Source organism: Dyella sp. 01N448, assembly GCF_056399225.1.
The window spans coordinates 352,831-366,421 of record NZ_JBFTQX010000003.1; the positions used below are offsets into that span (position 1 = coordinate 352,831).

The window sequence follows — 13,591 nt, forward strand, 5'->3', positions numbered from 1 at the left end:
CGCGCGCATGCTGGAAAAATCCAGTTCCGGGCTGCTGCCAAACGTGCGATGTTTTAGCCGTCGCGATGCACGGATCGGCCCATTCCGATCGGTGCGCGGCACGAACATCAGGCTCATTACGTCGAGGCTCACACACATGCGCAAGTTCGCGATCGCTTCCCTGCTGCTGGCAGGCATGGCTTTCACCGGTTCCCTGTTGGCTCAGGACGCAGCCCCGCAGCCTGCGCCCGCCGCCAAGTCGGCTTCGGCCACACCAGCGCCCGCCAGCTCGTCGTCACACAAGCACAAGAAGAGCAAGTCCACCAACAACGGCCAGCCCAAGCCCAAGGGCAGCAAGTCCGCCAAGCGCACGGCCAAGTCCACGCTGCCGCAGACTGAAGCCAGTCACTAAGCGGCTCTTGTAAAAGGAAAGCCCCGGCATTCGCATGCCGGGGCTTTTTTTGTGTGCGCTGCCTCAGGCCTTCGGTGCAGCGATGCACTTCAATTCAATGGCTATCGGCGTGGGCAGTGCCGTGATGCCCAGCGTCGTGCGACAAGCGTCGACGCCCGCGAAGTATTCCGCATAAAGCTTGTTGTACGCGGGAAAATCACGCCCCATGTCGGTAAGAAACACCGTCACGTCCACCAGGTCTTCCCAGCGCGCGCCGCTTGCTTCGAGCACGGCGCGCACATTGGCGAACACCTGCCGGCATTGCGCTTCGATGTCGTAGTCCACCAGCTTGCCGGCAGCGTCATACACATTGCCGGGAATCGCATTGCTGCCGGGCGTGCGCGGGCCGACGCCGGAGAGAAACAACAGATCGCCGACTCGCCGCGCATGCGGATACGCGCCCACCGGCGCCGGGGCCTGATCGGTGCGGACGACGTTGCTCATCGATTGAACTCGGGAATCGTGCCCAGGCGCTGCATGGCGTGCTCGTAGGCGGGCCTCAGTCCTTCGCGCGAACTCACATGCATGCCCAGATCGTTGACGTGTCCATCGAACAGGCTGTAACACCACGCGTGCACGGAGAGCTTCTGCCCGCGCTCCCAGGCATCCATCACCATGGTGGTGTGGCAGACGTTGACCACCTGTTCCATCGCGTTGAGTTCGCACAGGCGAGCATTGCGCAGATTCATCAGGTCGATCGAGGTGAGCAGCTGCTTGTGCTTTTGCGCGACATCGCCGACATGGCGAAGCCAGTTGTCGACCAGGCCCAGGCGGCGATCGTCGAGGACCGCCTGCACGCCACCGCAACCGTAATGGCCCACCACCAGGATGTGCTCGACCTTGAGCACGTCGACGGCGAACTGGATGGTGCTCAGGCAATTGAGATCGGTATGCGACACCACGTTGGCGACATTTCGCTGCACGAAGATATCGCCCGGCGGCAGATCCACGATCTGCGTGGCTGGCACGCGCGAGTCGGAGCAACCGATCCACAGATACTTCGGCGCCTGCTGCTGGGCGAGGCGTTCGAAGAAGCGCGGGTCCTGTTCGACCATGGCAGCGGACCAGTGACGGTTGCTGTCGAGTAGATTCTGCAGGGGACTTTTCACGATGGCGCTCTCATCAATAACGAATACAGATGTTCTTGGGCTCGGTGAAGAAGCGCAGCGCTTCGGCGCCGCCCTCGCGACCGAGGCCCGATTGTTTGGTGCCGCCAAAGGGCGTGCGCAGATCGCGCAGCAGCCAGCAGTTGGTCCACACGATGCCAAAATCCAGTTGGGCGCCGAAGCGATGTGCGCGCGACAGGTTGCGCGTCCACACCGAGGCGGCCAGGCCGTAACCGGTGCCGTTGGCGATGGCGAGCGCTTCGGCTTCGTCCTCGAACGGAATCAGGGTGACGACGGGTCCGAAAATTTCCTGCTGGTTGGTGGTGGCGCCATTGCCCAGGCCTTCGATGACGGTCGGTGCGACGAACCAGCCGTCGGCGCAGCGGCCATCCACGGTCACCGACTCGCCGCCACAGAGAATGCGGCCGCCTTCTTCGCGAGCCGTGGCGATGCAGCCCATCACCTTGTCGAAGTGTTCGCGCGAGACCAGTGCGCCAAGATCGCTGGCGCTTTCGTTCGGATCGCCCACCCGCAGCGCCTGAACGCGTGCCAGGTAGCGCTCGCGGAAGGTGTCGTAGATGGAACGTTGCACCAGCAGACGCGAGCCGCAGAGGCAGATCTCGCCCTGATTGGCGAAGCCCGAGCGCACGATGGTGTCGAGATTGGCGTCGCTGAGGTCGGCGTCTTCGAACACCACGGCGGGATTCTTGCCGCCAAGCTCCAGCGATACCTTCTTGAATTGCGGCGCGGCCACGGCGGCAATCTGCGCGCCGGTGCGCGTGCTGCCGGTGAAGGACACGGCCTTGACCGACCGGTGCTCAACCATGGCCTGGCCCACGGTCGGTCCGCGGCCTTGCACGATGTTGAATACGCCAGGCGGAAAGCCCGCCTCGATGCTCAGCTCACCAAGCAAGGCAGCGGTGCAGGGCGTGATCTCCGAGGGCTTGGCCACGACCGTATTGCCGGCCGCAAGCGCCGGGGCGATCTTCCAGCTGAACAGATACAGCGGCAGGTTCCACGGACTGATGCAGCCGACCACGCCCAACGGCTGGCGGAGCGTGTAGTTGATCGCACCGGCTTCCATCGCATGCGACTCACTGCCCCAACTGATGATGGCGGCGGCGAAGAAACGCAGGTTGGAGATCGCACGAGGAATATCGAGCTTGCGCGCTTGGCTCAGCGGCTTGCCGCTGTCGCGCGATTCCAGCGCCACGAATTCGTCCATGCGCGCTTCGATCAGATCGGCCAGCCGATGCATAAGGCTGGCGCGCTGCTCGGCGGGCGTTGCCGCCCACTCGGGCGCGGCGCGCGCGGCGGCGGCCACGGCGTCGGCAACGTCTTCGGCGGTGGAGTCGGGACAGTGGGCGAAAACCTGGCCGGTGGCCGGTTCGTACACGTCCAGCCAGCGATCATGTCGCGGCGCCTGAAGGCGGCCGTCGATCAGGTTGGCGAGGCGCAGGGTAGGCATCTGCGCAAGCTTAAGACCTGCGGGCTCCGATTGCACCGGACGCTGGCGTATGCCCGATTCAATGTGAATGTGGGAGCGCACCCTGTGCGACACGGCGTAGCCGTCGCGCACAGGGTGCGCTCCCACAGGGTTGGGTCCGCGATCAACTCAGCGAACGGGTACGTCCACCATCCACGGCAATGCTCACGCCATTGACGTACCCCGCAGCCGGCGTGCACAGGAAGGCGATTACTGCCGCCACTTCCGAAGCTTCACCGAATCGGCGCGCAGGCACCGTGGCGAGCATGCCCTGGGCCACCTCGTCTTCGCTGTTGCCGCTGCTGCGCACGCGCCCGGCAAGCACCTCGTCCAGGCGTGCCGTGCGGGTATAGCCCGGCAGCACGTTGTTGACGGTGATGCCGTCGACGGCCAGCTCGCCGGCCAATGTCTTGGCCCAGCCCGCCACCGCGGCGCGCACGGTATTGGACACGCCCAAGCCCACGATCGGTTCCTTCACCGAGGTGGAAATGACGTTGACGATGCGGCCGTAGCCGCTGGCCCGCATGCCCGGCAGCAGCGCCTGCACCAGCGTCTGGCCTGCCAGCAGGTGCTGGCGGAAGGCGTTCTCGAAGGCCTCGGCGGTAGCGCTGTGCGCCGGGCCGCCCGGTGGGCCGCCGGTGTTGTTGATCAGGATTTCGATCGGCTGGGCGGCCACGATATCCGCCAGCGCGTCGCGCAATGCATCGGTCTGCGTCATATCCACCGCAAACCAGCGATGCTGTTGGCCGTGTTTGCGCGGCAATGCATCCGTCGCGGCCTTCAGCGCATCGGCTGAGCGCGAGAGCAGGGTGACGCTGGCGCCCAGCTCGGCGAGTTCCACCGCGCTGGCGCGCCCGATGCCTTGCGAGGCGCCACACACCAGAGCATGTCGTCCACTCAAATCCAGCTGCATGGAATGCTCCTCTTGGGAGTGAGGGTTATCGCGCGGTCCATTGCACAGCGAGGGCGGCGAACCAGCACAGCCACGCGGCCCACAGACTGTAGCGCCAGACCAGGCGCCAGCGCGTGATGCCGTTGTCTTCCAGCGCCGGCAGCACCGGCGAGCGCAGCGCGAGCTGCAGACGCATCCACGTGCGCACGGCGTTGGTGGGCTTGCCGTCGGCTTCGGCGATGATCTTCCACTCGTTCGGATGACGGCGGCGCAGCAGCGAGGCGATCAGATACTGCGAGCTGAAATGCAGCAGGAAGCAGATGACGCCGGCGGAAAGGAGCGAGAGATAAAGCGGAAGCATGCCGAGTCCGTGGTGGGTGATGGTGGGCCGACCCGAACTCAGCCGTTGGTCGAGTTATTGGTTGCCGACGTAGCGTCAGTGTTGTTGGAGCCGCTCGACGTCGCAGGAGCCTTGGGCGCCTCGGACTTCTTGCTGTCGCTGCCGATGCCGGGCAGCGGAAGTGCCTCGCGCAGCGTGCTCAGCACGCCGTTGCCCTGTTCGGGCTTGGCGCAGATCGCGTTGTTCACGGCGTCCTGGTAAGTCTTGTCCATCATGCCGATCCACACGGTGCCGTCGGGCCCGTGCGGCACTTTGAAGGTGCCGGCCGCCGCCATCTTCACCGGTGCCTCCGCCGAGAATGCTGCCGGCGACTGCTCCCAGTAGGTGCTGCCCGATTGCTGCTTGGCCGAGCTGTACAGCACCAGATAGCGCGCACGCTTGTCGGTGATGTCCACGCTGCCGAACGCGCCGGTGGTGGCGTCCGTCCAGCCCATGTGTTCGCACAGGCTCACGTCCTTGCTGTCGATCGGCTGGAACGCTTCGTCCAGCACCACCAGCGTCGGCGCAAACAGATAGCTGGCGCGCAGCCAGCGGCCGTTCAATTCTGACTTCACCGCCACGCGGTACGGCAGCTGCGATTCGCGCGGCAGGCTGAAACTCAGGAAGTAGCTGCGGTCCCCATTGAGGTTGGCCACCATGCTGCCCGGTCCCAGCGCGAACTTCTTGGGCTGCCAGGGCAGGGCGTCCTGGTAGGAGAAGTCGGCAAAGGTCGTGCAGCAGGGCGTGGCCTGCTGCAGGGCTTGCTTCGCCTGATCCAGGCTGCCGTTGCCATTTTCGGGCGGGCGCAGATTGGGCGGCACCAGCGCTTTCACGCTATGGCAGCCGCTCGCCAGCACGGTGAGCGCGAACAGGGCGGTGGCAGTGATCAGTCGATAACGCATGAGGGATCTCAAAATTCGGCTGTACCCGCCGCACGCGGGAAGGGAATGGCATCGCGGATATTGGACAGGCCGCACACGTATACCAGCAGGCGCTCGAAGCCCAGGCCAAAGCCAGCGTGCGGCACCGTGCCATAGCGGCGCAGATCACGGTACCAGCCGTAGGTGGCCGGATCGAGACCGAATTGCGTCATGCGGCGGTCAAGGTAATCCAGGCGCTCTTCGCGCTGCGCACCGCCGATGATCTCGCCGATGCCCGGGGCCAGCACGTCCATCGCGGCGACGGTCTTGCCGTCGTCGTTGAGGCGCATGTAGAACGCCTTGATCTGCTCGGGGTAGTTCATCACCACCACCGGGCGACCGACGTGCTTCTCGGCGAGATAGCGCTCGTGCTCGGTCTGCAGGTCGATGCCCCAGGCGACCGGGAATTCGAATTTCTGCCCGGACTTCTTCAGGATTTCCACCGCCTCGGTGTAATCGATGCGTTCGAACGGTTCGGCAATAAAGGCTTCCAGACGGCTGATCGCATCGGGCTGCACGCGCTCGGCGAAGAACGCCATGTCGTCCTGACGCTCATCCAGCACGGCCTTGAAGATGGCCTTGAGGAAACCCTCGGCGCAGTCGGCGTTGGCGTTGAGGTCGGCGAAGGCGATTTCCGGCTCCACCATCCAGAACTCGGCCAGGTGGCGCGGCGTGTTGGAGTTCTCGGCGCGGAAGGTCGGGCCGAAGGTGTACACCTTGCTCATCGCCAGGCAGTAAGCCTCGACGTTGAGCTGGCCGGACACGGTCAGGAACGCTTCGCGGCCGAAGAAATCCTTGCGGAAATCGATCTTGCCATCCGGCGTGCGCGGCAGGTTGGCCAGGTCCAGCGTGGACAGGCGGAACATGTCGCCCGCACCTTCCGCGTCGGAGGTGGTGATGATCGGCGTATTAATCCAGAAGAAGCCCTGCTCGGTGAGCCAGCGGTGGATCGCCGTCATCATCGTGTGGCGCACGCGGGTCACGGCGCCGAACAGGTTGGTGCGCGGGCGCAGGTGCGCCACTTCGCGCAGGAATTCCATCGAGTGCTGCTTGGGCTGGATCGGGTAGGTTTCCGGATCGTCGACGAAACCGGTGACGATGACGTCCGTCGCCTGGATCTCGAAGCTCTGGCCCTTGCCCTGCGAAGCGACCAGGGTGCCGGTGACGATCACGCCCGCGCCGGCGGTGAGGTGCTTCACCTCGCTCTCGTAGTTGGACACTTCGCTGGTGACCACGGCCTGGATGGGGTCGAAGCAGGAGCCGTCGCTCACATTGACGAACGAGAGGCCCGCTTTGGAATCGCGCCGGGTGCGGACCCAGCCGCGCACGGTCACGGTGCTGCCGGCAGCGATGCTGCCGGAAAGAGCCTGCTTCACGCTCGATAGAATCGGGCTAACCGCCGTCATTGGATTGAAACTCCTGCTGAGTGCCGGCATATCGGCACGTAAGACGAACCTTGCATGATAATCTACGGATCGTTCAGGTTCGACCCTTAACGTCTGATTTCGGACAATCTCCCCTTCCGGTAGTCGCAACGCCCATGACCATCACCATCACGCCCGCCGCCAGCGAACGCATGCGCTCCTTCCTTGCCGGCACGCCCAGTGCCGCGGGTGTGCGCTTTGGCGTGAAGAAGACCGGCTGCTCCGGCTTCGGTTACGTGGTCGACCTGGCTCAAGTGGTGGGTGAGGGCGATGAGATGGTCGAGGTAGACGGCGTGAAGCTCATCGTCGACGGCAAGAGCATGCCCCTGATCGACGGCACCGTAATCGACTTCCAGCGCCAGGGCCTCAACGCGAGCTTCGTCTTTCACAACCCCAACGCAACCGGCGAATGCGGTTGCGGCGAGAGTTTCACCGTCGGCTGAGACACTGCGCGCGCAGGCAGATCGTCATCTGCTTGCCCCAAACCCCTGAAATCCCTTACACTTCCGCTTCTGTCCAGGCCGTCAAGGCATGGATGGAACCTTGCCTCACCGCATAGTGCGGGAGGCTGCCAGGCCTGAAAGGGCCGCATCCACAAGGAGTTACCACACGATGTCCCTGCGACATTACGAAGTCGTGTTTCTGGTCCACCCTGACCAGAGCGAACAGGTTCCGGCGATGATCGAGCGCTACAAGGCGCTGATCGAGACCGACGGCGGCAAGATCCACCGCCTGGAAGACTGGGGCCGCCGTCAGCTGGCGTATCCCATCGTGAACCTGGCCAAGGCTCACTACGTCATGCTCAACATCGAAGTGAGCCAGAACGCGCTGAACGAGCTCGAGTCGGGCTTCCGCTTCAACGACGCCGTGCTGCGCCACCTGGTGGTTCGCCGTGACGAAGCCGATACCGAGCAGTCCTTCATCCTGAAGTCCAAGGAAAAGGATGACGCCAAGTCCTCGCGTCGCCGCGATGACGATAGCGACGGTGACGAGCGTCCGGCACGCCGTGACCGCGAAGACCGCGACAACGATCGCGACAGCGACGACTGATCAGGAGCCAAGACATGTCTAAGTTCTTCCGCCGCCGCAAGTTCTGCCGCTTCACGGCCGAAAAAGTCAAAGAGATCGACTACAAGGATCTCAACACCCTGCGCCAGTACGTGACCGAGAACGGCAAGATCGTTCCCAGCCGCATCACCGGCACCAAGGCTCGCTACCAGCGTCAGCTGGCGACCGCTATCAAGCGCGCCCGCTTCCTGGCTCTGCTGCCGTACACGGATAACCACGACGTCTAAGTCGTGCGCTTTTAACTTCCTCTCCCCTCCGGGGAGAGGACTGATATGAGGGGCGGGTGCTCGCGATATAGCTGCTACGAAGCTCGCTTCGATTTAGCCATGCCGCAAGATTGGCCCCTCATCCCAGCCTTCTCCCCGCAGGGGAGAAGGAGTGAAAGACTCTTCGGACAACCGTCCAGGCTGCGCCGGGCCACACCGGTGCTAACGAAAAGGAATACCCATGGAACTGATTCTTCTCGAAAAAGTCCGCAACCTCGGCAACCTTGGCGACAAGGTCAGCGTGAAGCCGGGTTATGGCCGTAACTACCTGCTGCCGCAGGGCAAGGCCGTGCCGGTCAACGCCGCCAACCTCGAAGCTTTCGAGAAGCGCCGCGCCGAGTACGAAGCCAAGGCTGCCTCGCAGCTGTCCGGCGCCGAAGGCCGCAAGGCCAAGCTGGAAGGCGTGTCGGTGACCATCACCGCCAACGCCAGTCCGGAAGGCAAGCTGTACGGCTCGGTCGGTCCGCGCGAAATCTCCGAGGCCCTCGCGGCCGCCGGTCATGACGTGCACAAGGGCGAAGTGATCCAGGGCGAGGGCCCGATCCGCCACACCGGCGAGTTCGAGGTGGTGATCGCTCTGCATGCCGACGTGCAGACTCAGGTCAAGGTGATCGTGGTCGGCGAGAAGTAAATCGCCCCGTCGCTTGCAAGTCCCAGACGGGCGCCTTCAAGGCGCCCGTCTGCTTTTCGGGGTTTGGTAAGCGGCTTATCCACAACGAACCACAGCTTATCCACAGAGTTATTGTCTCGTCGCCTGAGATGGCGCCGCGTATGCTCTGTACCCAGCACGCCGCCGGCAATGCAGCTAACCGCTGCGAGGAATCTCGATGTCCTTCGTTTCCGATCGTTCCGACCGCCCCGAGCGCCGCGGTCGTTCCGAGCGCAAACCTTTGTCCAGCATCGATGCACTGCGCGTACCGCCGAATTCGATCGACGCGGAACAAGCGGTGCTGGGCGGCCTCATGCTGTCGCCCGATTCGCTGGACAAGGTGGCCGACCGCCTCGCCGAGCAGGATTTCTACCGCAAGGACCATCGCCTGATCTGGCGCGCCATCACCGAGCTGGCGGGCAAGGGCATGCCGTGCGACGCGGTGACCCTGGGCGACTGGTTCGAGGCCAACGGCCTGGCCGACATGGTCGGTGGCGCCGCCTACCTGATCGAACTGGCCAACACCACGCCGAGTGCGGCGAACATTGCCGCCTATGCGGAAATCGTGCGCGAGAAGTCGGTGTTGCGCCAGCTGATCGACGCCGGCACCGGCATCACCGAGGACGGCTACCAGCCCGATGGCATGGGCGTGCAGGAGGTGCTGGAGCGCGCCGAGCAGGCCGTCTTCAAGATCGCCGAGTCCGGTGCGCGCGGCAAGAAAGACACCGTGTCGATGCGCGAGGCCGTGAAGGACGCCTTCCGCATCCTCTCCGAACGCTTCGAGAACAAGGGCCAGCTCACCGGCATCTCCACCGGCTTTTCGGATCTGGACGAACTCACCTCGGGTTTGCAGCCGTCCGACTTGATCATCGTCGCGGCGCGCCCTTCGATGGGCAAGACGGCATTCTCGGTGAATATCGCCGAAGCGGCGGCGATGCGCGGCAAGAAGGCCGTGGCCATCTTCTCGATGGAAATGTCGGCCTCGCAGTTGGCCTTCCGTATGATTTCCTCGGTCGGCCGCATCCACGCGCAGCACCTGCGCAATGGCGACCTGGCCGAGGAAGACTGGCCGCGCGTCACCAATGCGATTGCCTTGCTGTCCGAAGCGAAGATCTTCATCGATGACACGCCCGGTCTCTCGCCGGTCGAGCTGCGTTCGCGTTCGCGCCGACTGCATCGCGAGCACGGCGGCCTCGGACTGATCGTGATCGACTACCTGCAGCTGATGCAGGTGCCGGGCATGAAGGAAAACCGCGCGACCGAGATCTCGGAAATCTCGCGCTCGCTCAAGGGTCTCGCCAAGGAACTCAATTGCCCGGTGATTGCCCTGTCGCAGTTGAACCGCTCGCTGGAACAGCGTGCCGACAAGCGTCCGATGATGTCCGACCTGCGCGAATCAGGCGCTATCGAGCAGGACGCGGACGTGATCATGTTCATCTACCGCGACGAGTACTACAACAAGGAATCGCCCGACCGCGGACTGGCCGAAATCATCATCGGCAAGCAGCGTAACGGCCCCACCGACACGGTGAAGCTGACCTTCCTCGGTCACTACACCAAGTTCGAGAATTACGCGCCCGATTCTTTCGTAGGCGCATTCGAATAAGCGCCTCGTCCGACGTACAGGTCCCGTTTCGTTAAAGGAACGGCACCTGTACCGTCCCCGGCATATGCATCCAGTGCACATGAATCCCGTGCCGGATTCACATCCTGCGGTGCAACCTCGTCACCGGTTTCCCGGACGAGGCACAACACATGTCGCTTATCCTCCTACTCATCGTCGTGTTGCTTCTGCTTGGCGCGCTGCCGACCTGGCCGTATAGCCGCGGATGGGGTTATGGCCCGAGCGGCGGACTGGGGTTGATCGTGATCATCCTGATCGTGCTCCTGGTCCTGGGCGTCTTGTGAGGGCGATGCCATGAACCGAATCATCATTCCTGCGCTTCTCGTCGCCGCATCGCTGGCACTCGCCGGCTGTGGCAGCAGCACTCGCGTAGTGCAGAACAACGAGACCTGCGGCAAGCAGATGACCGACCTGCAGGATGCGCTGGCATCCGGTGCGATGACCCAGCACGAGTACGACAAGGCACGTCGTGTCGCCGTGGAGCGTTGCCAGTCGCGCGACAATCACTGAACACCATGTTGGGTGGTGTGGCTACTGGTGAGGGTAGCCGTTGCCCGGGGATTGCCACGGGGGCGCCCCGGGAGTGCCGGACCGGCAGGCTAGGTTGGGCGCATCGGGCCGGATGGCCGGACAGGACTGGTAAGCTTCCAGTCCTGCTCCAGGCCCTCCGGCCCAACTTTTCCCACTCCTCACCGTGCCCGGTCGGGCGCAAAGCCAGGCATGAGTCGCACTACCGTCGCCACCATCCATCTGGGCGCCTTGCGCCACAACCTCGCCCGCATCAAGCAGATGTCCGCGCCGGCCAAGGTCATGGCGGTGGTCAAGGCGGATGCGTACGGGCATGGCCTGGAGCGCGTCGCGCGTGCGCTCGATGGCGAGGCGGATGCCTTTGCGGTAGCGGCCCTGGGTGATGGTTTGCGCCTTCGCGCGGCAGGACATCGCCAGCGCATCGTGGTGCTCTCCGGTCCGGATCACGCCAGCGACATCGCCGAGATGCAGCGCCTGAATCTCGATGCCGCGATCCATCACGAAGAACAATTGCGCTGGCTGAAGGAAGCTTCGCCATCGCGTGGTCCGCTGCGCGTCTGGCTGAAAGTGGACAGCGGCATGCATCGCCTGGGCTTTGCGCCGGAAACCGTCGCCTTCGTCCACGCACAGCTGGCCGCCATGCCCGGCATCGATCCGGAGATCGGCCTGCTGACTCACTTCGCCGAATCGGAAGTGTTCGACGGCATCGAAACGCCCGCGCAAATCCGTCGTTTCAATGACGCCACCCGCGGGTTGAGCGGGCCGCGCTCCTTGTCCAATTCCGCAGCAGTGCTGGGCTGGACCGAAGCGCGCGGCGACTGGGTGCGTACCGGCGGCCTGCTCTATGGCCTTTCCGTCGTGGATGGCAAAACCGGCGCCGATTTCGGCTTCCGTCCGGCCATGACGCTGAGCACGCGGCTGATCGCGATCAATCGCATCGGCAAAGGCGAGCACATCGGCTACAACGGCACCTGGACCTGCCCCGAAGACATGCCCGTGGGTGTGGCCGCAGTGGGATACGGCGACGGTTATCCACGCAGTGCGGTGGCCGGTACGCCGGTGCGGGTGGGCGATCGCCAGGTGCCCTTGATCGGTCGCGTATCGATGGACCTGATCACCCTGGATCTGCGCGACGCGCCGCACGCCAAAGTGGGCGACCGCGTGACGCTGTGGGGTCCGGAGCTGCCGGTGGAAATCATCGCCGCACAAGCGGGCACGATCTCCTATGACCTCACCTGCGGCATGACCAAGCGCGTGTTGTTCGTGGAAGACGAAGCCTGAGCGGGCGCAAGGCGCTCAATCCACGCAGACCGAATGTCTCGCGGTATGCGATGCCGGCCCGCTAAGCTGGGTCATTCGCCCGCACCTCCGATCAGGAATCCAAGCATGGCCAAAGCCAAGACCGCCTATGTCTGCACCGACTGCGGGGCGGAGCATTCCAAATGGCAGGGCCAGTGCGTGGACTGCGGCGTGTGGAATACGCTGAGCGAAATTGTGGTGCATCCTGCCGTGAAATCCGCCGGCGCCGCGCGCAGCACCACCGGCTACGCAGGCGCGGCGGCCGGTTCGCCCAAGGTGACGCCGCTGACGGCGGTGGCGCTGGATGCGGAAATGCGCACGCTCACCGGCATTGGCGAGCTGGACCGCGTATTGGGCGGTGGCCTGGTGGATGGTTCAGTCGTGCTGATCGGCGGCGATCCGGGCATCGGCAAATCGACCTTGCTGTTGCAGATGCTGGGGACGCTGGGCGCGCGGATTCCCAGCGTCTACGTGACGGGTGAGGAATCACTCGGCCAGGTCGCCTCTCGTGCGCAGCGACTCGATCTCCCGCTGGCGCCGCTGCATGCGCTGGCGGAAACCTGTATCGAGCGGATCATCGAACAGGCCCTGAGCACCCGCCCGCGCGTGCTGGTGATCGACTCCATCCAGACGATCTGGACGGAACTGCTCACCGCGGCGCCCGGTTCCGTCAGCCAGGTACGCGAATCGGCGGCCAAGCTCACGCGCTTCGCCAAGGAAACCGGCACATCGGTATTCCTGGTCGGACACGTGACGAAAGAGGGCGGCATCGCCGGTCCTCGCGTGCTCGAACACATGGTGGATGCCGTGCTTTATTTCGAAGGCGAATCCGGCAGCCGCTTCCGCGTGCTGCGCGCCTTCAAGAACCGCTTCGGTGCGGTGAACGAGCTGGGTGTGTTCGCGATGTCGGAAAAAGGCTTGCGCGAAGTACCCAATCCGTCGGCGATTTTCCTCTCTGCCCACAGCGGCCCGACCTCGGGCAGCGCTGTGATGGTGACGCGCGAAGGCACGCGTCCCTTGCTGGTCGAAGTGCAGGCGCTGGTGGACCAGTCCTCGCTGGGCAATCCGCGCCGCGTTGCGCTGGGCCTGGAGCAAAACCGTCTCGCCATGTTGCTGGCGGTATTGCATCGCCACGGCGGCGTGGCGGCGTATGATCAGGACGTCTTCGTCAACGTGGTCGGCGGCATCCGCGTGCAGGAAACCGCTGCCGATTTGCCGGTGCTGCTGGCCGTGCTCTCGTCACTGCGCGATCGACCGTTACCGGAGAAGACCGTCGCGTTCGGCGAGGTGGGTTTGTCCGGAGAGATCCGGCCGGTGCCCAATGGCGATGAGCGCTTGAAGGAAGCAGCGCATCATGGGTTTCAGAAGGCCATCGTGCCGAAGGCGAATGCGCCGAAGAAGTCGAAAGTCGGGGACATGGAAATTGTCCCAGTGGAACGCCTGTCGGAAGCCATCGACGCCTGCCGCTGAGCCCGCGAGCCGCAGCGGCCGTACTTTGTGGGAGCGCACCCTGTGCGCGA

General features: G+C 64.1%; 17 protein-coding genes. 10 read left to right on the plus strand and 7 right to left on the minus strand.

The window, feature by feature from the left end; genetic code table 11:
* Positions 1-136 precede the first annotated feature (136 nt).
* Positions 137-391, plus strand: a complete 255-nt coding sequence (locus AC1DKY_RS05650; protein WP_441604339.1) for a hypothetical protein — start codon at positions 137-139, stop codon at positions 389-391.
* 63 nt (positions 392-454) lie between these two features.
* Here the strand turns inward: AC1DKY_RS05650 and AC1DKY_RS05655 are convergent, their stop codons facing one another.
* From AC1DKY_RS05655 to asnS, 7 genes are all read right to left on the minus strand, one after another.
* Entirely contained in the window at positions 455-874 is a 420-nt protein-coding gene (locus AC1DKY_RS05655; protein WP_441604338.1) for a RidA family protein, read from the minus strand.
* The gene (can, locus tag AC1DKY_RS05660; RefSeq protein WP_441604337.1) at positions 871-1,539 is read right to left on the minus strand and encodes a carbonate dehydratase; all 669 of its coding nucleotides are present in this window, start codon (positions 1,537-1,539) and stop codon (positions 871-873) included. The genes AC1DKY_RS05655 and can overlap by 4 nt, the downstream gene beginning before the upstream one ends.
* Before the next feature lie 13 nt (positions 1,540-1,552).
* Complete coding sequence (locus AC1DKY_RS05665; protein WP_441604336.1) at positions 1,553-3,004, minus strand: aldehyde dehydrogenase; 1,452 nt, start codon at positions 3,002-3,004, stop codon at positions 1,553-1,555.
* A gap of 142 nt (positions 3,005-3,146) precedes the next feature.
* Positions 3,147-3,935 (minus strand): SDR family oxidoreductase, encoded by a 789-nt coding sequence (locus AC1DKY_RS05670; RefSeq protein WP_441604335.1) that lies wholly within the window; start codon positions 3,933-3,935, stop codon positions 3,147-3,149.
* Between the two features lie 25 nt (positions 3,936-3,960).
* Complete coding sequence (locus AC1DKY_RS05675; protein ID WP_441604334.1) at positions 3,961-4,275, minus strand: hypothetical protein; 315 nt, start codon at positions 4,273-4,275, stop codon at positions 3,961-3,963.
* A 38-nt stretch (positions 4,276-4,313) separates the two neighbouring features.
* Positions 4,314-5,195 (minus strand): MalM family protein, encoded by an 882-nt coding sequence (locus tag AC1DKY_RS05680; RefSeq protein WP_441604333.1) that lies wholly within the window; start codon positions 5,193-5,195, stop codon positions 4,314-4,316.
* An 8-nt stretch (positions 5,196-5,203) separates the two neighbouring features.
* Positions 5,204-6,619: an asparagine--tRNA ligase gene (gene asnS, locus AC1DKY_RS05685; RefSeq protein ID WP_441604332.1), complete on the minus strand. Its 1,416-nt coding sequence runs from the start codon at positions 6,617-6,619 to the stop codon at positions 5,204-5,206.
* Positions 6,620-6,753: 134 nt separating this feature from the next.
* Between asnS and AC1DKY_RS05690 the strand changes: the two genes are divergently transcribed.
* The 9 genes from AC1DKY_RS05690 to radA all read left to right on the plus strand — a co-directional run bounded on the left by AC1DKY_RS05690 (position 6,754) and on the right by radA (position 13,541).
* The gene (locus tag AC1DKY_RS05690; RefSeq protein WP_441604331.1) at positions 6,754-7,080 is read left to right on the plus strand and encodes a HesB/IscA family protein; all 327 of its coding nucleotides are present in this window, start codon (positions 6,754-6,756) and stop codon (positions 7,078-7,080) included.
* Positions 7,081-7,249: 169 nt separating this feature from the next.
* Positions 7,250-7,687 carry a 30S ribosomal protein S6 gene (gene rpsF, locus AC1DKY_RS05695; RefSeq protein ID WP_046972958.1) on the plus strand — a complete coding sequence of 146 codons (438 nt, stop codon included), beginning with the start codon at positions 7,250-7,252 and terminating at the stop codon, positions 7,685-7,687.
* 14 nt (positions 7,688-7,701) lie between these two features.
* Complete coding sequence (gene rpsR / locus AC1DKY_RS05700; RefSeq protein ID WP_017462785.1) at positions 7,702-7,932, plus strand: 30S ribosomal protein S18; 231 nt, start codon at positions 7,702-7,704, stop codon at positions 7,930-7,932.
* Between the two features lie 220 nt (positions 7,933-8,152).
* Positions 8,153-8,602 carry a 50S ribosomal protein L9 gene (gene rplI, locus AC1DKY_RS05705; RefSeq protein ID WP_441604330.1) on the plus strand — a complete coding sequence of 150 codons (450 nt, stop codon included), beginning with the start codon at positions 8,153-8,155 and terminating at the stop codon, positions 8,600-8,602.
* A 196-nt stretch (positions 8,603-8,798) separates the two neighbouring features.
* Positions 8,799-10,226 (plus strand): replicative DNA helicase, encoded by a 1,428-nt coding sequence (locus AC1DKY_RS05710; protein ID WP_441604329.1) that lies wholly within the window; start codon positions 8,799-8,801, stop codon positions 10,224-10,226.
* 149 nt (positions 10,227-10,375) lie between these two features.
* Positions 10,376-10,528: a DUF3309 family protein gene (locus AC1DKY_RS05715; RefSeq protein ID WP_121878546.1), complete on the plus strand. Its 153-nt coding sequence runs from the start codon at positions 10,376-10,378 to the stop codon at positions 10,526-10,528.
* A gap of 10 nt (positions 10,529-10,538) precedes the next feature.
* On the plus strand, positions 10,539-10,754 hold the full coding sequence (locus AC1DKY_RS05720) for a hypothetical protein (protein ID WP_441604328.1): 216 nt from the start codon (positions 10,539-10,541) through the stop codon (positions 10,752-10,754).
* A 210-nt stretch (positions 10,755-10,964) separates the two neighbouring features.
* Entirely contained in the window at positions 10,965-12,053 is a 1,089-nt protein-coding gene (alr, locus tag AC1DKY_RS05725) for an alanine racemase (protein WP_441604327.1), read from the plus strand.
* 105 nt (positions 12,054-12,158) lie between these two features.
* Complete coding sequence (gene radA / locus AC1DKY_RS05730) at positions 12,159-13,541, plus strand: DNA repair protein RadA (RefSeq protein WP_477178058.1); 1,383 nt, start codon at positions 12,159-12,161, stop codon at positions 13,539-13,541.
* Positions 13,542-13,591 lie beyond the last annotated feature (50 nt).